The sequence below is a fragment of the Cellulomonas sp. KH9 genome (assembly GCF_900114185.1).
Lineage (GTDB): Bacteria > Actinomycetota > Actinomycetes > Actinomycetales > Cellulomonadaceae > Cellulomonas.
In genome coordinates this window covers 190,492-210,931 of sequence record NZ_FOSE01000003.1, presented here as the reverse complement: position 1 = coordinate 210,931, position 20,440 = coordinate 190,492, and the positions used below count along the sequence as shown (strand labels likewise).

17 protein-coding genes are annotated in these 20,440 nt (G+C 75.7%); 7 read left to right on the top strand and 10 right to left on the bottom strand.

Translation table 11 applies throughout. From position 1 onward, the window contains the following. Nucleotides 1-88: 88 nt before the first annotated feature. The 3 genes from BMZ16_RS10925 to BMZ16_RS10915 form a co-directional block, all read right to left on the bottom strand. A complete protein-coding gene (locus tag BMZ16_RS10925) occupies nt 89-1,102 on the bottom strand; it encodes a Gfo/Idh/MocA family protein (RefSeq protein ID WP_089800393.1) in 1,014 nt (337 codons plus the stop codon). A gap of 106 nt (nt 1,103-1,208) precedes the next feature. Next, complete coding sequence (gene topA / locus BMZ16_RS10920; protein WP_089800391.1) at nt 1,209-3,932, bottom strand: type I DNA topoisomerase; 2,724 nt, start codon at nt 3,930-3,932, stop codon at nt 1,209-1,211. A 104-nt stretch (nt 3,933-4,036) separates the two neighbouring features. Next, the gene (locus BMZ16_RS10915) at nt 4,037-4,993 is read right to left on the bottom strand and encodes a phosphatase PAP2 family protein (protein ID WP_255366568.1); all 957 of its coding nucleotides are present in this window, start codon (nt 4,991-4,993) and stop codon (nt 4,037-4,039) included. 136 nt (nt 4,994-5,129) lie between these two features. Here BMZ16_RS10915 and BMZ16_RS10910 point away from each other — a divergent pair, with 136 nt between their 5' ends. Together BMZ16_RS10910 and BMZ16_RS10905 are read left to right on the top strand one after the other, a co-directional pair. Continuing rightward, nucleotides 5,130-5,882 carry a response regulator transcription factor gene (locus tag BMZ16_RS10910; protein ID WP_089800387.1) on the top strand — a complete coding sequence of 251 codons (753 nt, stop codon included), beginning with the start codon at nt 5,130-5,132 and terminating at the stop codon, nt 5,880-5,882. A 2-nt stretch (nt 5,883-5,884) separates the two neighbouring features. Further along, nucleotides 5,885-7,477: a sensor histidine kinase gene (locus BMZ16_RS10905; protein ID WP_089800385.1), complete on the top strand. Its 1,593-nt coding sequence runs from the start codon at nt 5,885-5,887 to the stop codon at nt 7,475-7,477. Between the two features lie 16 nt (nt 7,478-7,493). Here BMZ16_RS10905 and BMZ16_RS10900 read toward each other — a convergent pair whose 3' ends face one another. The 4 genes from BMZ16_RS10900 to BMZ16_RS10885 form a co-directional block, all read right to left on the bottom strand. Then, nucleotides 7,494-8,183, bottom strand: a complete 690-nt coding sequence (locus tag BMZ16_RS10900; protein WP_143082805.1) for a hypothetical protein — start codon at nt 8,181-8,183, stop codon at nt 7,494-7,496. A 136-nt stretch (nt 8,184-8,319) separates the two neighbouring features. Beyond that, nucleotides 8,320-9,960 (bottom strand): ABC transporter permease, encoded by a 1,641-nt coding sequence (locus BMZ16_RS10895; protein WP_089800382.1) that lies wholly within the window; start codon nt 9,958-9,960, stop codon nt 8,320-8,322. Next, nucleotides 9,957-10,877: an ABC transporter ATP-binding protein gene (locus tag BMZ16_RS10890; RefSeq protein WP_089800381.1), complete on the bottom strand. Its 921-nt coding sequence runs from the start codon at nt 10,875-10,877 to the stop codon at nt 9,957-9,959. Before BMZ16_RS10890 ends, BMZ16_RS10895 begins: the two co-directional genes overlap by 4 nt. Continuing rightward, a complete protein-coding gene (locus BMZ16_RS10885; protein WP_089800380.1) occupies nt 10,874-11,545 on the bottom strand; it encodes a TetR/AcrR family transcriptional regulator in 672 nt (223 codons plus the stop codon). Before BMZ16_RS10885 ends, BMZ16_RS10890 begins: the two co-directional genes overlap by 4 nt. Nucleotides 11,546-11,654: 109 nt before the next feature. Between BMZ16_RS10885 and radA the strand changes: the two genes are divergently transcribed. After that, on the top strand, nt 11,655-13,076 hold the full coding sequence (gene radA, locus BMZ16_RS10880; protein WP_089801031.1) for a DNA repair protein RadA: 1,422 nt from the start codon (nt 11,655-11,657) through the stop codon (nt 13,074-13,076). A 44-nt stretch (nt 13,077-13,120) separates the two neighbouring features. Then, complete coding sequence (gene disA, locus BMZ16_RS10875) at nt 13,121-14,194, top strand: DNA integrity scanning diadenylate cyclase DisA (protein ID WP_089800379.1); 1,074 nt, start codon at nt 13,121-13,123, stop codon at nt 14,192-14,194. Between the two features lie 71 nt (nt 14,195-14,265). Here the strand turns inward: disA and BMZ16_RS10870 are convergent, their stop codons facing one another. Next, nucleotides 14,266-14,892, bottom strand: coding sequence for a hypothetical protein (locus tag BMZ16_RS10870; protein ID WP_089800378.1), 627 nt, complete (start codon nt 14,890-14,892; stop codon nt 14,266-14,268). 220 nt (nt 14,893-15,112) lie between these two features. Between BMZ16_RS10870 and BMZ16_RS10865 the strand changes: the two genes are divergently transcribed. Further along, on the top strand, nt 15,113-16,027 hold the full coding sequence (locus tag BMZ16_RS10865) for an HhH-GPD family protein (protein WP_255366567.1): 915 nt from the start codon (nt 15,113-15,115) through the stop codon (nt 16,025-16,027). A gap of 5 nt (nt 16,028-16,032) precedes the next feature. Here BMZ16_RS10865 and BMZ16_RS10860 read toward each other — a convergent pair whose 3' ends face one another. Both BMZ16_RS10860 and BMZ16_RS10855 read right to left on the bottom strand, forming a co-directional pair. Continuing rightward, nucleotides 16,033-16,548, bottom strand: a complete 516-nt coding sequence (locus BMZ16_RS10860; RefSeq protein ID WP_089801027.1) for an amino-acid N-acetyltransferase — start codon at nt 16,546-16,548, stop codon at nt 16,033-16,035. Between the two features lie 35 nt (nt 16,549-16,583). Next, a complete protein-coding gene (locus BMZ16_RS10855) occupies nt 16,584-17,564 on the bottom strand; it encodes a sugar-binding transcriptional regulator (RefSeq protein WP_089801026.1) in 981 nt (326 codons plus the stop codon). A gap of 179 nt (nt 17,565-17,743) precedes the next feature. Between BMZ16_RS10855 and BMZ16_RS10850 the strand changes: the two genes are divergently transcribed. Both BMZ16_RS10850 and BMZ16_RS10845 read left to right on the top strand, forming a co-directional pair. Beyond that, nucleotides 17,744-19,555, top strand: coding sequence for a glycerol-3-phosphate dehydrogenase/oxidase (locus BMZ16_RS10850; RefSeq protein WP_089800376.1), 1,812 nt, complete (start codon nt 17,744-17,746; stop codon nt 19,553-19,555). A 116-nt stretch (nt 19,556-19,671) separates the two neighbouring features. Continuing rightward, nucleotides 19,672-20,409 (top strand): MIP/aquaporin family protein, encoded by a 738-nt coding sequence (locus BMZ16_RS10845; RefSeq protein WP_089800374.1) that lies wholly within the window; start codon nt 19,672-19,674, stop codon nt 20,407-20,409. Nucleotides 20,410-20,440 lie beyond the last annotated feature (31 nt).

Here is a 20,440-nt window from a genome sequence, read left to right as displayed (position 1 = left end):
CGGTACCCACAGCACCGCACCGCCCCCGGTCCTCCCGGGCACGCGGGAGCGCTGCGCCGTACCGGGAGCGCTGCGGCTGCGCCGGGGGTCAGCCGAGCTGCTCCCCCGGGTACGTCACGCCGATCTGCCGACGCACCTCGTCCATCGTCGTCAGCACGTCCAGCGTGCCCTGCCAGGTCATCAGCGGGCTCTCGGTGTCCCCGGCGGCGACCCGGCGGGCCACCTCGGCCGCCTCGTACTGCAGGCCGCGGGCTGCGGGCTGGTCGAACGTCCACTCCCGGCCGTCGCGGCGCGCCAGGCGGAAGGTCGTCGGCGCGTAGAACGGTCCCGCCACGCGGATGTAGCCCTCGGTGCCGGAGATCGAGGACGTCGTCGGGGTCTTGGACCACAGCGTCGTGTTCAGCGTCGCCTGCCGGCCCTGGCCGTAGTCGAGGACCATCGAGACCTGGCCGTCGACGCCCGTCTCCGTGAGCTGCCCGAACGCGTGCACCGCCGTGGGCACCCCGAGGAAGTCGTGCGCCCACGACACGGGGTACACGCCGAGGTCCAGCAGGGCCCCGCCGGCGAGCGCCGGGTCGTACAGGCGGCTGGCCGGGTCGAACGCGAAGTACTGCCCGTGGTCGGCGCGGATGTTGACGATGTCGCCGATCTCACCGGCCTCGATCACCTGGCGCAGCGCGGCGACGTGCGGCAGGAACCGCGTCCACATCGCCTCCATGACGAAGACCCCGGCGGCGCGGGCGGCGTCGAAGACCTCCTGCGCCTCGGCGACGTTGCGGGTGAACGACTTCTCGACCAGCACGTGCTTGCCGGCCCGGATCGCCAGCAGCGCGTGCTCGCGGTGCTCGGAGTGCGGGGTCGCCACGTACACCGCGTCGACCTGCGGGTCCTCGACGAGGTCCCGGTAGCCGACGTGCGTCGTGGGGATGCCGTGCGCGGTGGCGAACCGCTCGGCGCGGTCACGGTGCCGCGAGCCGACCGCCACGAGCTGCGCGCGCGTGAACTCGCGCACGGAGTGGGCGAACTGGCTGGCGATGCCGCCGGCGCCGATGATGCCCCAGCGGATCGGCGGGGCGGTGCGGGGGTCCTCGGTGCGTGCCATGGCGCCCAACCTAGTGCCAGCCGGGCACGCCCGGCAGGCCGTCCCTGCACGCCGCGCCGGTGCCGGGCACCGACAGCCGGGCCGGAGCCTGCCGGGCCGGAGCCTGTCAGCCCTTGGCGGCGGACTTCTTCCGCGCCGGGGCCTTGCGGGTCGTGGTGCGCTTCTTGGCCGGGCCGGCCGCGCGCTTCTCGGCCAGCAGCTCCACGGCCTGCTCCGGGGTGATCGACTCCGGGGTGACGTCCCGCGGCAGGGTCCGGTTGGTCTCGCCGTCGGTGACGTACGCGCCGAACCGGCCGTCCTTGACGACGATCGGCCTGCCGCTCGTCGGGTCGGTGCCGAGCTCGCGCAGCGGCGGGGTCGCCGTCTGCCCGCGCCCCCGCTTGGGCTGCGCGTAGATCGCGAGCGCCTCGTCGAGGGTGATGTCGAAGAGCTGCTCCTCCGACGCCAGGGTCCGGGAGTCCGTGCCCTTCTTCAGGTACGGCCCGTAGCGGCCGTTCTGGGCGGTGATCTCGGCGCCGGACTCGGGGTCCACGCCGACCACGCGCGGCAGCGACAGCAGCCGCAGCGCGTCGTCGAGGGTCACGGTCGCCAGCGACATCGAGGAGAACAGCGAGCCGGTGCGCGGCTTGGGGGCTGCGGCCAGCGCCTTCTTGCGGGCGGCGGCGGACAGGTTCGGGTCGAACTCGGGCTCCGGCAGCACCTCGGTGACGTACGGGCCGTAGCGGCCGTTGCGCGCGACGATCTCGTGCCCGGTCGCCGGGTCGGTGCCGAGCACCTTGTCGCCGTCGGGCATGGTCTCGAGCAGCTCGCGGGCCTTCTCGACCGTCAGCTCGTCGGGGGCCAGGTCGTCCGGCACGGAGGCGCGACGCGGGTCGGCGTCCGGCCCGTCGCCGGGTGCCTCGAGGTACGGCCCGTACCGGCCGACGCGCAGCGTGATGCCGTCGCCGATGTCGATCGAGTTGACCTCGCGCGCGTCGATCTCGCCGAGGTTGTCGACGAGCCCGCGCAGGCCGCCGGTCTGGACGGAGTCGGACCGGTCACCGAAGTAGAACTGCTCCAGCCAGTCGACGCGCTCCTTCTGACCGGCGGCGATGGCGTCGAGGTCCTCCTCCATGCCGGCGGTGAAGTTGTAGTCCACGAGCCGGTCGAAGTTCTCCTCCAGCAGCCGCGTGACGGCGAACGCGAGCCACGTCGGCACCAGCGCCTGCCCGCGGTTGGTGACGTACCCGCGGTCCTGGATGACGCCGATCGTCGCGGCGTACGTCGAGGGGCGGCCGATGCCGCGCTCCTCGAGCGCCTTGACCAGCGAGGCCTCCGTGAAGCGCGGCGGCGGGGACGTGCGGTGGCCGTCGGCCGTGAGCCCGGACGCGCTGAGCGGGTCGCCCTGGGCCATCTGCGGGAGCCGGGCGTCGTCCTTGCCCGCCGCGCCGGCCTCGGACTCGTCGTACCGGCCGCGGTCGCGGCCCTCCTCGTAGGCGGCGAGGAAGCCGCGGAACGTGATGACCGTGCCGGACGCGGAGAACACCGTCTCCACCGGGCCGTCGGCGGGCGTGGCCGTGGCCGCGAGGCGCACGGAGGCCGTCTGGCCGCGGGCGTCGGCCATCTGCGAGGCGACCGTGCGCTTCCAGATCAGCTCGTAGAGCTTGAACTGGTCGCCGGACAGCTCGCGCGCCACCTGCGCCGGGGTGCGGAAGTGGTCACCGGCGGGGCGGATGGCCTCGTGCGCCTCCTGGGCGCCCTTGGCCTTCGACGTGTAGATGCGCGGCTTGTCCGGCACGTACTCCGAGCCGTACAGCTCGGCGACCTGCCGCCGGGCGGCGTCGACGGCCTGCGTGGACAGCGCGGGCGAGTCGGTCCGCATGTAGGTGATGTAGCCGTTCTCGTACAGCGACTGCGCGGTGCGCATGGCCTGCCGCGAGCTCATGCGGAGCTTGCGCGACGCCTCCTGCTGCAGGGTCGACGTCGTGAACGGCGCCGCCGGGCGGCGGGTGTACGGCTTGGTCTCCAGGGACTGCACCGTGAACGCGGCGCCCTCGAGCCCGGCGACCAGCGCGGTCGCCCGCGCCTCGTCGAGCGCGACCGTGTCGCGGGACTTCAGCCCGCCGCGGTCGTCGAAGTCACGGCCCGACGCGACGCGCGCACCGCCCACACCGGTCAGGCGTGCGGCGAACGTCGGCTCGGCGTCGTCGGCCACGGCGAACGTGCCGGTCACGTCCCAGTACTCCGCCGCGACGAACGCCATGCGCTCGCGCTCGCGCTCGACGACCAGGCGCGTCGCCACCGACTGCACGCGTCCGGCGGACAGGCCCTGGCGGACCTTGCGCCACAGCACCGGGCTGACCTCGTAGCCGTACAGGCGGTCGAGAATCCGGCGGGTCTCCTGCGCGTCCACCAGCCGCTCGTCGAGCTCGCGGGTGTTCTCCAGCGCGCGGGCGATCGCCTCGCGCGTGATCTCGTGGAACACCATGCGCTTGACGGGGATCTTGGGCTTCAGCTCGGCCAGCAGGTGCCACGCGATGGCCTCGCCCTCGCGGTCCTCATCGGTGGCGAGGTAGAGCTCGTCGGACTCCTTGAGGAGCTTCTTGAGCTCGGCGACCTTCTTCTTCTTGTCCGCGTCGACGACGTAGTACGGCGCGAACCCGTTCTCGACGTCGACGGCGAACTTGCCGTACGGACCCTTCTTCATGTCCGCGGGCAGCTCCGAGGGCTGCGGGAGGTCCCGGATGTGCCCGACCGACGCCTCCACGTCGTACCCGTCGCCGAGGTACCCGGCGATCGTGCGCGCCTTCGCGGGGGACTCCACGATGACGAGCTTGCGACCTGCAGACATCTGAACGGCCTTCCGTGCCGAGGGGTGTGACGACGGTCTCGTGGCGGCCGTGGGCGCGCCACGACGCGTGGACACCGCTTCCGAGGGGACTCTACGTCCTGGCGTCAACCCGGAGCCGACGTCGTCTCGTCCCGCGAACCGGCGGCGTGCCGCAGCACGAGCATCGCCGCGAACGTCAGGCAGCACGCCGCGACCACCCCCGCCACGCCCCCACCGTAGGCCAGCAGCTCGTGGCCGCGACCCGCGACCCCCGCGCGGTACGCCCACGTGCGGGCCAGGAGCACGCCGGCCACCGCACCGGCCGCCGCCCCCAGGACGGCGAGGCCCAGCGCGGTGCGTCGCGTGCGCTGCCACCACGGGTCCCCGGCGCCGACCCGCGGCAGGGTCGACGTCGCGGTCGGGGCGACCCCGGGCCGGGCCGCCATGGCACCGCAGACGAGCGCGGTCCAGCCGAGCACGACGAGCGTGCCGGCCACCACGTCCGACGGCCGGTGCCACTGCCCCACGAGCGTCGAGACCCCGGTCAGCGCCGTGTACCCGGCGCCGAGCACCGCGACGACGGGACGGGCGCGCGGCGGCGCGACGAGCAGCAGCGCCGCCGCCACGGACCCCGCCGCGGTGGTGTGCCCGCTGGGCAGCGTGTTGCCGTAGTCCGCACCCACGCCCAGCAGGGGACGGTCCAGCACCGCGTGCTTGACGACGCGCGTGGTCAGGTTGGCCCCGCCGACGAGCACCGCGACCTGCACCGCCAGCGACAGCCGACGGCGCACCAGGGCGACGACGGCGGCGCCGAGCAGGCCGCCGGCGACGAAGCCGACGGACACGACGTCGAGCACGGGCTCGGCGACGGCCCACAGCCGGCCCTGCCCGAACGCGGCGCCGTCGAGCGCCGCGTCCTCGACGCGCTGCCCGGCCCACGTCTCGACGAACGCCCGCCACAGCAGCCACACGCCCACGGCGCACGCGACGACCACGACACCGCACGCGGCCACGACCCCGCCGCGCGCACGCGGCCGACGCCGCTGGTCCGGGACCACCCGGACGACAGGACCCTCGTGCACCGTCACACGGTAGGCCACCCGGGGGACGTCGGGTGACCGCCCGGGGGCCTCCCGCCCCGCCGCACGGGCCCCGCGGCTCAGGGAACTCACAGGGACGCTCCAGCCGCACCTCAGGGCGGTCGCACAGCCTGGTCACATGACGACGACAGCATCCGCCACGCACCCGTCGCACCGGCCCGACGCCCTGGCCCGTGCGGACGGGTCACCCATCCGTGCGCTGGTGGTCGACGACGAGACGAACCTCGCCGAGCTCCTGTGCACCGTGCTGCGCTACGAGGGCTGGCAGACCGAGCAGGCGCACACGGGCCACCAGGCCGTCCGCAAGGCCCGCGCGCTCGACCCCGACGTGGTCCTGCTGGACGTGATGCTCCCCGACATGTCGGGGCTCGACGTCCTGCGGCGCATCCGGCAGACCCACCCCACGGTCCCCGTCCTGTTCCTCACCGCGCGCGACGCGGTCGAGGACCGCGTGGCCGGCCTCACCGCCGGCGGCGACGACTACGTGACCAAGCCGTTCAGCCTCGAGGAGGTCGTGGCGCGCCTGCGCGCGCTGCTGCGCCGGGCCGGCGCGGTCGAGCAGCGCGAGGACTCCGTGCTGGTGGTCGGCGACCTGCGGATGGACGAGGACAGCCACGAGGTGTGGCGCGGCGACGACGCGATCCGCCTGACCGCCACCGAGTTCGAGCTGCTGCGGTACTTCATGCGCAACCCGCGCCGCGTGCTGAGCAAGGCGCAGATCCTCGACCGGGTGTGGCAGTACGACTTCGGCGGGCAGGCGAACATCGTCGAGCTGTACGTGTCGTACCTGCGCCGCAAGATCGACAAGGGTCGCGAGCCGATGCTGCACACGCTGCGCGGCGTGGGGTACGTGCTCCGCCCGGCCTCCTGACGATGGCCCCGGCCCCGGCCCCGGGGCGCGGCGGGCGGCGGTGGTCGTTGCGGCGCCGCCTCGTGGCCGTCGTGCTGGGCCTCGTCCTGCTGGTGGGCGTGGTGACGGGCGTCGTGTCGACCGTCGCGCTGCGCGGCTCCCTGCTCGCGCAGGTGGACGAGCGGACCGTGGCCGCGGCGGGACGCGCCGTCCGTGCGACGCAGGCGTCACCGTTCCCCGAGGACCCGGCCGAGGGCCCCGGTGCGGACGGCGGTCCCGCTGCGGACGCCGGACGCGGTGGCGACCCCGGGCGCGGTGGCGACGGCGGCCGGGGACGCCGCGGTGGGCCGCCGCCCTCGCTGGACGCCCCCGGCCAGGACGTCGGCACGGTCAGCCTGGTGGTCGGCGACGGTGTGACGCGCGCGCAGTACCTCGACGCCGAGGCCTCCTTCGTGGACCTGTCCGACGCGCAGGTCGACGCGCTGCTCGACGTGCCGGCCGACGGCCGCGTGCACCCGGTCACCCTCGGCGGGCTGGGCGCGTACCGGGCCGTGGCGCTGCGCACGGACGACGACGACCTGGTGGTCACGGCACTGCCGTCGGCGGGCGTCGAGGCGACCGTGGGACGGTACGTGGCCGTCGAGGTGCTGGCGACCGCGGGGGCCCTGCTGGTGGCGGGGGTCGGCGGGTCGCTGCTGGTGCGCCGGGAGCTGGCGCCCCTGACGCGCCTGGCCGCGACGGCCACCCGCGTGGCCGAGCAGCCCCTGGGCCGCGGGGAGGTCGCGATCACCGCACGGGTCGACGAGCGTGACACCGACCCGTCGACGGAGGTCGGGCAGGTCGGCGCGGCGCTCGACCGGATGCTCGGGCACGTCGAGCGTGCCCTGGCCGAGCGGGAGCACTCCGAGCAGCAGGTCCGCCGGTTCGTCGCCGACGCGAGCCACGAGCTGCGCACGCCGCTGGCGTCGGTCCGCGGCTACACCGAGCTGGTGCGCCGCTCCCCCGAGGAGCTGCCGCCGGACGCCCGTGCCGCGCTCGCGCGCGTGGAGTCCGAGGCCACGCGCATGAGCGCGCTGGTCGACGACCTGCTGCTGCTCGCGCGCCTCGACGCGGGCCGCCCCCTGGAGCGCGCACCGGTGGACCTCGCCGCGCTGGCGGTCGACGCGGTGGCCGACGCGCACGTCGCCGGCCCGGACCACGTGTGGCGCCTGGACCTGCCGGGGCCGGCGGACGCGGGCGCGCCCGACGACGAGGTCGGGGCCCTGACGGTCCTCGGCGACGACCACCGGCTGCGCCAGGTGCTGGGCAACCTCACGTCCAACGCGCGCCGGCACACCCCGGCCGGGACGCACGTGACGGTCGCGGTCCGCCGCGACGGCGCCGACGTCGTGGTGTCCGTGACCGACGACGGGCCGGGCGTGCCGCCCGCGCTGCGCGACCGGCTGTTCGAGCGGTTCGCGCGCGGCGACGAGTCCCGCAACCGCGCCGCGGGGTCCACGGGCCTGGGGCTGTCGATCGCCCAGGCGGTGGTCGCCGCCCACGGCGGCACGCTGACGTGCGACAGCGCGCCCGGGCGCACGTCGTTCGTCGTGCGTGTGCCGGCCGCCGGCCCGTGACGTCGGCCGGGGGCGGCTACAGCCCGTAGGCGGCGTACGCGTCGAGGACGTCGGCGAGGGGCGCCGTGAGCCGGAACACCGCGGTGGCGTTCTGCCAGACCGCCACGCCCGTGCCGTCCCCCGCGTCGACGACCGTGAACGTCCCGACGGGCTCGCCGCCGACCGTGACCTCCCCCGTCTGCGGCAGGGCTGCGCCGTCGGCCTGCGCCGGCTCGGTGGACGCGGGCTCACCGGCGTCCGGCGCGGCGGCCGGCAGCGCGGCGGTGAGGCCCTGCAGGAACGCCGTGGCCTCCTCCGCCGTCTCGAGCTGGGCGGCCCGGACCGTCAGCGTGCCACCGTCGCCGTCGGTGAACGTCTCGGTGTACGCCTCCAGCGCACCCGCGCCGACCCACTCGGCGTCGTCCTGCGAGGACTCCAGCGCGTACTGCAGCACCGAGGCCGGCAGCGCCGACGCGAACGCCGTGGTGGCGGGGCGGGCGGCGGGCGCGACGGCCGGCGTCGGGACCGGCAGCACGACGGTCTCGGCGGGCGCGGGCTCGTCCTCGCCCCCGCCGAGGAGCGCGACGGCACCCGCGACGAGGCCGGCGACGACGAGCACCGCGGCGCCGATGACCACGGGCAGCAGCCAGCGGGGCCGGCCGCCCGGTGCGCCGTCGTCGGGGCCGTCGTCACCGACGACGGGGCCGGGCACTCCCTGCGGCGTCACGGCCGGTCGGTGCGTCGGTCCCGTGGCACCCGGCACCCACTGGGGCTGCCCGGGTCGTCCCGTGTCGCTCATGCGCGGATGTCTCCTCGTGTCGCGTGGCCCGCGGCTGCCGAGCCACGCGCAGCCTACCGAGGGCTCAGCCGTCGACGTCGCGACGCCGCACCCCGGCGAGGCCCGCGGCGACGAGCAGCACCGCGACCGCCGTCACGGCGAGGACCGGCGGCCAGTCCATGGGTGCGGCCGGCAGGGCCGGCAGGTGGGTGAACGGCGACAGCGCGTCGGCGCCGTCCGGCAGCAGCTCGCCGAAGAGCCCGACGGTCCCGACGTACGCGACGTACGCCCACACGGCGCCGGTCGCCCGCGGCAGCAGGCCCAGCAGCGCCGTCGCCACCCCGAGGACGACGAGGACCCCCGGCACCGTGACGGCCGCGGCGCCCGCGAGCCTGCCGACCTGGCCGGCGTCGTGCAGCGTCACGGCGGCCCCCGCGCCCATGAGGAGGCCGGCCAGCAGCATCATCGCCGTCGCGGCGACGGCCGCGAGCCCGACGTGCGCGCCGAGCCAGCGCACGCGCGGGACGGGCAGCACCAGCAGCCCTGCGGCGCGACCGGACGTCTCGTCGGCGCGCGCGGCGCCCACGGCGGTGGCCACGTACGCGGCGGCGGCGACCGCGAGGACCACGACGTACAGCGCGAGCACGGCCGCGACCGCGTCGTCCGGCTCGCCCAGGATCGCCGCGAGGTCCGCGTCGCCGTCCACGAAGTCGACGACGGCCGCGGCGAGCACCCCGATGAGCGCACCGGTCACGACGACACCGGTCCCCCACGACAGCACCGCCGTGCGCCGCGAGCGCCACGCGAGCCCGACGAGCCCGGCCACGCGCCCGCGCGCGGGGCCCGGCCGCTCCGGCAGCAGGCCGGTGCCCAGGTCCCGCCGCCGTACGAGCACGGCCGCGACCAGCACGTCGACGACGACCGCGGCGACGCTCGCGAGCAGCGGCCACCAGCGGTCCAGCGTGTACGGCGCCGTCGCCTGCGACCACCCGAACGGTGACGCCCACGTCCACACGCTCGTGCTGCGCGGCCCCCGGACGTCGCCGACGGCGCGCAGCAGGAACGCGAGGCCGAGCAGCGCCATGCCCAGCGCGTCGGACGTGCGCGCGTGGGTCGTGAGCTGGGCGACCACGGCCGTCGCCGACGCGAGCACCAGCGCGACGGCGACCACGGAGGCGACCAGCAGCACCGAGCCGCCGGGGTCCAGGTCGGTCGTCAGCAGCGCGGCCAGCAGCACGGCCCCGACGACGAGGACGCCCGTCGCGGCCGCCAGCAGCCCGGCGACGACCGGCGCCGCGCGCCCGACCGGCTGCGAGCGCAGGATCTCCAGCCGCCCGTCCTCCTCCGGCGCCCGCAGGTGCCGCGACACCGCGAGCACGCCCATGATCGCGACCGGGACCATCACCCACAGCCCCAGCTCGTTCGCCGTCATCGCGCCGAGCGTGTAGTCGTCGAGCCCGTGGCCCGGGCCCGCGAGCGCCGTCGCGGCGGGCGCGGCGATCAGCTCCGCCCGCGCCGCCTGCTGCTCCGGCGCCCGGTACAGCTCGGCCAGGGCGACGACCGACGCGTGCGTGAGCCCGGCGACGGCGACGGCCCAGACGGCGGTCGTCCAGCGGTCCGTGCGCAGCGCCAGCCGCAGCAGCCGGCCGGTGCCCGCGAGCGGTCCGTGAGGCGTCGTGACCCCGCGCCCGGGCGCCGGACCCGGCCGGACCGCGGCGGTCGTCACCGGTCCCCCACACCGAGGCCGGCGAGCTCGTCGCCGTACTGCCGCAGGAACACGTCCTCCAGGGTCGGCGGGTGCGCCACGACGGACCGCACGCCGTGCGCGGCGAGCGCCGCCAGCACCGCACCGAGCGCGGGGGCGTCGACGGCGAGCGTCACGTGCGCGTCGTCGGCGGCCAGGTGGTGGACGCCCTCGAGCGCCGTGAGCGCCCGGCGGGCACCGGCGACGTCCGCGACGCCGGCGACCACGGTCGTGCGCGTCAGCCCGCGCAGGTCCTCCAGCGTGCCGGTGCTCACGGCACGGCCGCGCCGGATGATCGTCACGCGGTCCGCGAGCGCCTCGACCTCCGCGAGCACGTGGCTCGACAGCAGCACGGTGCGCCCGTCGGCGGCGGCCTCCCGCACGACCTCCTGGAACACGGCCCCCATCAGCGGGTCCAGGCCGGACGTGGGCTCGTCGAGCAGGAGCAGGTCGACGTCCGCCGCGAGCGCCGCGACCAGTGCGACCTTCTTGCGGTTGCCCGTCGAGTAGGCGCGCGCCCGCACCCGCGGGTCGAGCTCGAACCGCTCGACCAGCGCGTCGCGCCGCCGCGGGTCCACACCGCCGCGCAGCCTGCCGAGCAGGTCGATCGTCTCGCCGCCCGTCAGCTGCGGCCACAGCGTCACGTCGGCCGGCACGTGCGCGACCCGGCGGTGCAGCGCGACCGCGTCGCCCCACGGGTCGCCGCCGAGCAGCCGCGCCTCGCCCGCGTCCGCCCGCAGCAGCCCCAGCAGCACCCGGATCGTCGTCGACTTGCCGGCACCGTTGGGGCCGAGGAACCCGTGCACCTCCCCGGTGCGCACGTGCAGGTCGAGACCGTCGAGCGCGCGCGTGCGGCCGAACGTCTTGACCAGGCCCCGGACCGCGATCGCGTCCGTCATGGCTGCTCCCGGGCGGGTGGGGCGGTGCGCTCCCCGGCGCGCCACGCGTCGAGGTAGGTGGAGTCGGTGAGCAGGCCGTGCGTGAAGAGCTCCAGGCCGGCCTGCATGGTCGTGGCGGTGATGTGGGCGAGGGCCGCCGCCGGGTCGGTCGTCGGCGACGGCGCACGACCCGCGGCCGCCTCGAGCTGCGTGAGCAGCAGCAGCCCGAGCTGGCCGGCGACGACGTAGCGGGCCCGCCCCTGCGGGTCGGACGTGGGGCGCACGGTGCCGGTGCGCTCACCGTGCTCGAGGTACGCGGCCGTGTCGGCGACGAGCCCGTCGACGAACGCCGCGGCCCCGGGCCCGCCGTCGAGGACCACGCGCACGAGGTACGTGACCAGCGGCGCGTACTGCGCCGTCGCGGCGAGCTCGGCCACGACCTCGCCGGCCGGGCGGTCCAGCGCGTCGGACTTCACGGCCCGCAGCTCGTCGTGCACGTAGCGGTCGCAGGCCTCGCGCAGCCCGCCCTTCGACCCGAAGTGGTGCAGCACGAGCGCGGGGCTCACGCCGGCGTCGGCGGCGACCTGCCGCAGGCCGGCACCGAACCCGTCGCGCCCGAACCGCAGCATCGCCGCGTCACGGATCCGCGCACGCGCGGTGAGGTCGTCGACTGATCGCACGTTCAGCATACTAAACGCTCGTTCAGGGCTGCCACAACCCCCTGCCCGGGACAGGTGCGTCCAGCCCCGCCCGCGCGGTCCGACGCCGGTGTCGGTGGAGGCACGTACCGTGCGTCCCGTGAGCCAGACGACCACCCGCCGCACCCGCCCCGGCACCGAGCGCGCCACCGAGCGCCCCGGGTTCCGCTGCACCGAGTGCGGGTGGACCACCACCAAGTGGGTGGGACGGTGCGGCGAGTGCCAGGAGTGGGGCTCGGTGGTCGAGGACGCCGGCCCCGGCTCCGGCGGGCCGCGCACCGTCGCCGTCGCCCCGACGCGCAACCCGGCCCGCCCCATCGAGGAGATCGACGTCGACGCGGCCGCCGCCCGCCCGACGGGCGTCGACGAGCTCGACCGCGTGCTGGGCGGCGGGCTCGTGCCCGGCGCCGTCGTGCTGCTGGCGGGCGAGCCCGGCGTCGGCAAGTCGACGCTGCTGCTGGACGTCGCGGCCCGGGCCGCGCGCACCGGCCGGCGCGTCCTGTACGTCACCGGCGAGGAGTCGGCGGCGCAGGTGCGGCTGCGCGCGGGGCGGATCCACGCGCTGGCGCCGACGCTCCTGCTCGCCGCGGAGACGGACCTGGGCACCGTGCTGGGCCACGTCGAGAGCGTCGACCCCGACCTGCTCGTGCTGGACTCGGTGCAGACCTTCACGTCGGCCCAGGTCGAGGGCGCGCCCGGCGGCGTCTCCCAGGTGCGCGAGGTCACGGCGGCGCTGATCACCGCCGCCAAGTCCCGTGCGCTGCCCGTGGTGCTCGTCGGCCACGTCACCAAGGACGGCTCGGTGGCAGGGCCGCGCACGCTCGAGCACCTGGTCGACGTGGTCTGCCAGTTCGAGGGTGAGCGGCACTCCCGGCTGCGGCTGCTGCGCGCCACCAAGAACCGGTACGGACCGACCGACGAGGTCGGCTGCTTCGACCTCTCGGAGCACGGGATCGTCGGGCTGGCCGACCCGTCCGGGCTGTTCACGTCCCGGCTGGTCAGCGACGTGCCCGGCACCTGCCTCACCGTCACGCTCGAGGGCCGACGACCGCTCGCGGCCGAGGTCCAGGCCCTGGTGGCGCCCAGCGTGGTGCCCAACCCGCGGCGCACCACCAGCGGCGTGGACGGCAGCCGCCTCGCCATGGTCCTGGCCGTGCTGCAGCGGCGCCTCGGCGCACGGCTGGCCGACCAGGACGTGTACGTCTCGACCGTCGGCGGGGCCCGGGTCGTCGAGCCCGCCGCGGACCTGGCGCTCGCGCTGGCCGCCGTCAGCGGGCGGGAGAACGTGCCCGTGCACGCCGGTCTCGTGGCGATCGGCGAGGTGGGGCTGGCCGGTGAGATCCGCCCCGTCCCCGGCGTCGGGCGCCGGCTCGCGGAGGCCGCCCGCCTCGGCTGCCTGCGCGCCGTGGTCCCGGCCGGCACGCTCGCGGAGGTGGCCGTGCCGGACGGTCTGCGCGTCGTCGAGGCCCCGGACCTGGCGGCCGCCGTCCTGGCCGGGCTCGCACCGGCCGCCGACGCGTGAGCAAGCGCTCGGACAACACGTCACGCCCCCGATACGATTCGCAGGTGCCCCACTCGCACCAGGAGGACCTGCTGAGGTCCACGCTCGCCGCTGTCGCCCCCGGATCGGAGCTCCGCGACGGCCTCGAGCGGATCCTGCGCGGCCGCACGGGGGCGCTCATCGTCCTCGGCATGGACCCCACCGTGGAGTCGCTGTGCTCCGGGGGGTTCGTGCTCGACGTCGAGTTCTCCGCCACCCGCCTGCGCGAGCTGGCCAAGATGGACGGCGCGGTCGTCATCGACCCCGTCCGCGACCGCATCGTGCGGGCGGCGGTACAGCTCCTGCCGGACCCGTCGATCCAGACGTCCGAGTCCGGCACCCGGCACCGCACCGCGGAGCGGGTCGCCAAGCAGACCGGCCTGCCGGTCATCTCGGTGTCCGCGTCCATGCGGATCGTCGCCCTGTACGTCGGGGCGCAGCGCTACGTGCTCGAGGACTCCACGACGATCCTGTCGCGCGCCAACCAGGCCCTCGCCACGCTCGAGCGGTACAAGGCCCGCCTCGACGAGGTCAGCGGCACCCTGTCGGCGCTCGAGATCGAGGACCTCGTCACCGTCCGCGACGTGTCCGCGGTCGTCCAGCGCCTCGAGATGGTCCGCCGCATCTCCGACGAGATCGCCGGCTACGTGGTGGAGCTCGGCACCGACGGCCGCCTGCTGACCCTGCAGCTCGACGAGCTCGTCGGCGGCGTCGGCACGGAGCGCGAGCTCGTGATCCGCGACTACGTGGACACCTCCCGGCGTACCGTCGAGACGGTCCCGGGCGCGCTCGCCGAGCTCGACTCGACGCAGCTGCTCGACATCGCGCACATCGCCCGCGTCCTGGGCCTGCCGGGCGGCGGCGAGGAGCTCGACGCCGCGGTCGGGCCCCGCGGCTACCGGCTGCTGTCCAAGGTGCCCCGGCTGCCCGGCCCGGTCGTCGACCGGCTGGTCGGGCACTTCGGCGGGCTGCAGAAGCTCCTGGCCGCCACCATCGACGACCTCATGGCGGTCGACGGCGTGGGTGAGCAGCGCGCACGCTCGGTCCGTGAGGGGCTGTCGCGGCTCGCGGAGTCGAGCATCCTCGAGCGGTACGTCTAGCCCCGGCGCTGCGTCCGATCCCGGCGCTGCGTCCGGCGCCGGCGCTGCGTCCGGCGCACCGCGGTGCGGCCTCAGCCCAGGCCGAACACCGCCGGCGGTGAGGTCGCACCGGCCGCCGTCAGGGTGACCGAGTAGGTGCCGGCCCCCGGGTCCGGCAGACCGCCCGCGCAGCCGGCGGCGGACCGCTCCCGCGGCCACACGAGCTGCGTGACGTCCGACTGCCCCCCGGCGAGCAGCAGGGTCCGGGGCGCGGCGTCCTCGGCCGCGCAGTCACGGCTCGACCACACACGGTCGTCGCCGGACGTGATGAGGACCTCCCGCTGGGCGTCCCCGACGTCGACGAGGCACGGCTCGGCACCGGAGTTGGTGACCCCGACCTCGAAGGTGGGGTCCACCGCGGCGGGGAACGTCTCGGCCCCGGGGGTGATCGCCAGGACGAGCTGCTCGGGGGTGCAGTCACCCACCCCGGGCTCGTCGACGGGCGGCGTCGACGGTGTGACCTGCGGCGCCTCGGGCGAGGGCGCGGCACCGGGCTCACCGTCACCGCCACGGCCCGTCAGCCAGACGACGAGCAGCACGATCAGCAGCACCGGCAGCCCGAGCACCACGAACCGCCGGATCCAGAACACCCGGGCGGGCGGCCGCGGCGGCGGCACCGGCCGGGGCGCGCGCGCCGCCGGGGGCGTCCGGTCGTTCATGCAGGACCTCCGAGGTGGGCTCCGCGCGCGGGCTGGCTGTGCGCGACCACGGTACGAGCCCGCCGCCCCGCGCGCCGCCCGACGCGCTGCACGGCGCGCCGACGCGCCCGGCCCCGCCGCCCGTCCTCGCACGCCCCGACGACGGCCCGGGGCGAGTTGGCACACCCGACCGTCACCGGCACCATGAGGCGTGCCCGCCGCGCAGCAGACCCCGTCCCCGGTGACCGACACACCCGACCCGTCGGTGCGCGCGGACGTGGTGGCGTGGTTCGACCGGCACGCGCGCGACCTGCCGTGGCGTGCCGCCGACCGCACCCCGTGGGGCGTGCTCGTCAGCGAGGTGATGCTGCAGCAGACCCCCGTGGTGCGGGTGGAGCCGGCGTGGCGCGCCTGGCTGGCACGGTGGCCGACACCCGCGGACCTGGCCGCCGCACCGACGTCGGACGTGCTGCGGGCGTGGGACCGGCTGGGCTACCCGCGCCGCGCGCTGCGCCTGCAGGAGTGCGCCCGCGTGGTGGTCGAGCGGCACGGCGGGGTGGTGCCGGACGACGAGGCCGCGCTGCTGGCCCTGCCGGGCGTCGGGGCGTACACCGCGGCGGCGGTGCGCGCGTTCGCGTTCGGCCGCCGGTCGGTGGTGCTGGACACCAACGTGCGCCGGGTCCTGGCCCGCGTCGCGGCGGGCGAGGCGCTGCCGGCGCCCGCGCAGACGGCGGCGGAGGTCCGCCGGGCGGCCGCGTGGGTGCCGGACGACGACGCGGCGGCGGCACGCTGGTCGGCCGCGTCGATGGAGCTGGGGGCGCTGGTCTGCACGGCGCGCACCCCGCGGTGCGGCGCGTGCCCGGTGGCGGACCGGTGCCGGTGGCTGGCCGCCGGCCGGCCGGCGGACGCGCACGCGCACCGACGCCGGACGCAGGCGTGGACGGGTACGGACCGGCAGGTGCGCGGCCGGGTCATGGCGCTGCTGCGGGAGGCCCTCGCCCCGGTGCCGCACGACGTGCTGGCCGCGGTGTGGCCGGACGCCGGCCAGCTGGCCCGTTGCGTCGACGCGCTCGTCGCGGACGGCCTGGTGACGCGGGACCCGGCGCCGGGCGACGACCCGGACCCGGCGGCGGCCACCTACCGGCTGCCGCACTGACCGGGTCAGAGCTCGAGGAGCATGCGCGTGTTGCCGAGGGTGTTGGGCTTCACGCGCGCCAGGTCGAGGAACTCGGCGATCCCGTCGTCGTGGGAGCGCAGCAGCTCGACGTACACGTCGGGCGGCACCGGGGTGCCGTCGATCTCGCGGAACCCGTGCCGGGCGAAGAAGTCGACCTCGAACGTCAGGCAGAACACGCGCCGCAGCCCGAGCCGGCGGGCGCGGTCCAGCAGCGCGTCGACCAGCAGGTGCCCGACGGCGCGGCCGCGGTACTCGGGCGCCACCGCGAGGGTCCGGATCTCCGCGAGGTCCTCCCACATGACGTGCAGCGCGCCGCACCCGACCAGGTCCCCGCCGGCGGTGGGACGCGCGACGAGGAACTCCTGGACGGCCTCGTAGTACCCGACCCACTCCTTGGCGATGAGGATGCGCTCCCGCGTGTAGGGCTCCACCAGGCGGTGGATCGCGCGGACGTCGGACGGCAGGGCGGGGGCGATCTCGACCGGGACGGTGGTGCTCACGCGCACAACCTACGCACGGACGTGCACCCGCGCCGTCACCGGTGGCGTCCGGGCGCGCGCCCGGCGACGGCCTCGACCAGGGCTGTCGCGGTGACCTCGTCGACCACGAGGTCGGTGACGACCCGGGCGTGCAGCGCGGCGAGCAGCGGCGCCACCTTGTTGTCGCCCGCGACGACGCACACGCGCCGGGGGATCCGCTGCAGCTCGGCGGGGGTGGGGCCGGTGGCGCGGCTGTTGAGCGAGACGTCCTCCCACGAGCCGTCGCCGCGCAGGAAGACGGTGCACACGTCGCCGACGACGCCCTCGTCGTGCAGGCGGCGGACGTCGGTCTCGTCGAGGTAGCCCGCGGAGTACACGTGCGACGGGACGGCGCCGGCGACCGCACCGGTGGAGAAGACGGCGATGTCGGCGCGGCGCTGCATGTCCAGCACGCGGCGGACCGAGCGCTCGCGCCACATGGCGGCCTTGGTGTCGGGGTAGTCGAAGAAGGCCGGCACCGAGAAGTGGTGCACGGCGGCGGCGAACGCGGAGCCGAACGACGAGATGAGGTCGGAGGCGTACTCGACGCCGGAGGTGCGCATGTTCGCCGCGCCGTTGAGCTGCACGACCGCGGACCCGCGGGTGGGCTTGGGGGCGAGGTACCGCGAGACGGCCGCGAGCGTGGTGCCCCAGGCGATGCCCATGACCATGTCGGAGTCGAACCACGAGCCGATCAGACGTGCGGCGGTCATGGCCACCTGGTCGAGCCGCTCCACCGAGCCGGCGGAGTCCGGCACGGGCACGACGTAGGTGTCGATGCCGAAGGCCGCGGAGATCGAGCGACCGAGACCGGGCGCCCGGGTGCTGGAGGGCCGCAGCGTGATCTCGACGAGCCCGGTCTCCCGCGCCCGCTTGAGCAGCCGCGACACGGTGGACCGCGACGTGCCGAGGTGCCGGGCGATGACCTCCATCTTGAGGTCCTGGAGGTAGTACATCGAGGCCGCGCGCAGCACGTCCTGCTCCCGCTCCACGAACACGCGCCACCCACCCTCCGCCGGGCACGACGGCCGCGACCCCCCGTGCTGCACGTTGGTGCATTCGAGTTGCGCGTCCGTTCTGGACGTGATGACCATATCGGACGCACCCGGCGAGCGAGGGGGCCCCCGCCGGGAGCCGCGACCACCGAGCCACGGCTCCACCGGGAGGGGACCGCCACATGAGGACCGCACCGCTGACAGCTCAGGCCCGCCAGGACGCGCTCGGCGCACTGCGCCGCAGCTCGGAGGTCGGCCAGGAGCTCGACGTCCTCGTCGTCGGCGGTGGCGTGACCGGCGCCGGCATCGCCCTCGACGCCGTGACCCGCGGCCTGTCCACGGCGATCGTCGAGGGGCAGGACTGGGCGTCCGGGACGTCGAGCCGCTCGAGCAAGCTCGTCCACGGGGGCCTGCGCTACCTGCAGATGCTCGACTTCCACCTGGTCCGTGAGGCCCTGACCGAGCGTGACCTGCTCATCACGCGGCTCGCGCCGCACCTGGTCAAGCCCGTCAGCTTCCTCTACCCGCTCGAGAACCGTGTGTGGGAGCGGGCGTACGTCGGCGCGGGCGTCGCGCTGTACGACACGCTGGCGTCGGTCTCCGGGAGCCACCGCGCCATGCCGATCCACCGCCACCTGACCCGCAAGGGGATGGAGCGACTGTTCCCCGACCTGCGCCACGACGCCGCGATCGGCGCGGTGCGGTACTGGGACGCCAGCGTCGACGACGCACGGCTGGTCGAGACGCTGGTCCGCACGGCCGTCAGCTACGGCGCGCACGCCGCGTCCCGTACGCAGGTCGTCGACCTGCAGACCACGACCGGCGGTGCCGTGACCGGCGCCGAGGTCGTGGACCTGGAGACGGGCGACCGGATCGACGTGCGCGCGCGCCACGTCATCAACGCCACCGGCGTGTGGACCGAGCAGACCGAGTCCCTGGCGGGCAGCGACGGCGGCCTGCGGGTGCTGGCGTCCAAGGGCATCCACATCGTCGTGCCGCGCACGCGGATCGAGGGCAACACGGGCCTGATCCTGCAGACCGAGAAGTCGGTGCTGTTCATCATCCCGTGGTCCCGCTACTGGGTGATCGGCACCACGGACACCCCGTGGGAGCAGGAGCTCACGCACCCCGTCGCCACCAGCGCCGACATCGACTACGTCATCGAGCACGCCAACCAGGTGCTCTCGCGTCCCCTGACCCGTGAGGACGTCATCGGGACCTGGGCGGGCCTGCGCCCGCTGCTGCAGCCGGGCACCAAGGAGGGCACGTCGTCGGCGAAGGTGTCGCGCGAGCACACCGTCGCGTCCCCGACGCCCGGCCTCACGGTCGTCGCGGGCGGCAAGCTCACCACGTACCGCGTCATGGCCAAGGACGCCGTCGACTTCGCGCTCGGCTCACGCGCCACGACCCTGCCGTCGATCACGCAGGACGTGCCGCTGGTGGGCGCCGAGGGACTCAAGGTCGTGCAGCGCCAGGCCCGCGCCATCGGCGCCCGGTACGGGTGGGACCGCCCGCGCATGGACCACCTGCTGCACCGGTACGGGTCGCTGCTGCAGGAGCTGACGGACCTGTGCGACGAGCGGCCGGAGCTGGCGCAGCCGCTCGAGCACGCCCCGGCGTACATCGGGGCCGAGATCGTCTACGCGGCGAGCCACGAGGGTGCGCTGCACCTGGACGACGTCCTCATGCACCGCACGCGCCTGAACTACGAGCAGGCGGACCGGGGGGTGGGCGCGCTCGACGAGATCGCGGACCTGCTCGCGCCCGTGCTCGGGTGGGACGACGCGACCCGCGCCCGGGAGATCGAGGCGTACCGCGCCCGCGCGGAGGCGGAGGAGGCCGCCGCGGCGCAGCCGGACGACGCCTCCGCCGAGGAGGTGCGCCTGCGGGCGCCGGACCTGGCGCCGCTGCTCCCGCTGGGCGAGGACGCCGACCCCGGCACCAAGCCCGGCTCGCCGTCGGGCCGCGGCGCGGCCGGCCCGGCGGGCACCTGAGGCACCGGTGGTGCGGGGCACCGCCGCCCCGCACCACCGGCCCGCCGCACCCGTGCGGCGACGTGAGCCCCCGGCGGTGACCCGCGTGACAACGACGTCGACGAGAGAGGTCTGAAGTGGACTACACGATCGGTGATGCGTTCTGGTCGGAGACCATCGGCACCGCGATCCTGATCCTGCTGGGGGCGGGGGTCGTGGCCAACGCGATCCTGCCGCGCACCAAGGGGTTCGGCGGCGGCTGGCTGATGATCAACTTCGGATGGGGCCTGGCGGTGTTCGCCGGCGTGTACGCGGCGTACAAGTCCGGCGCCCACCTGAATCCCGCCGTGACGATCGGCATCTGGGCCGGCGGTCGCGAGGAGTTCGCACCGGGCATCCCGGTGACCGCGCTCAACGGCGTGCTGTACGTGACGGCGCAGATGCTCGGCGCGGCCGTCGGCGCGGGGCTGGCGTACCTCGCGTACAAGAAGCACTTCGACGAGGACGCCGACCCGGCCGTCAAGCTGGGTGTGTTCTCGACCGGGCCCGAGCTGCGCTCGTACGGCTGGAACTTCCTCACCGAGGTCCTCGCGACGTTCGTGCTCGTCTTCTTCGTGCTCGCGTTCGGTGAGACGCCCGCCGAGATCGGCCCGCTGGCCGTGGCGCTGATCGTGGTCGGCATCGGCGCGAGCCTCGGCGGCCCCACCGGCTACGCGATCAACCCCGCGCGTGACCTCGGGCCACGCATCGCCCACGCGCTGCTGCCCATCAAGGGCAAGGGCTCGTCCGACTGGGCCTACGCGTGGGTGCCGATCGCCGGCCCGCTCGTCGGCGGCGTGCTCGCGGGCCTCCTGGCCGGCGTCTACGTCGGCTGACCCCACCCCTTCGAACGACCGTCCCGACGAA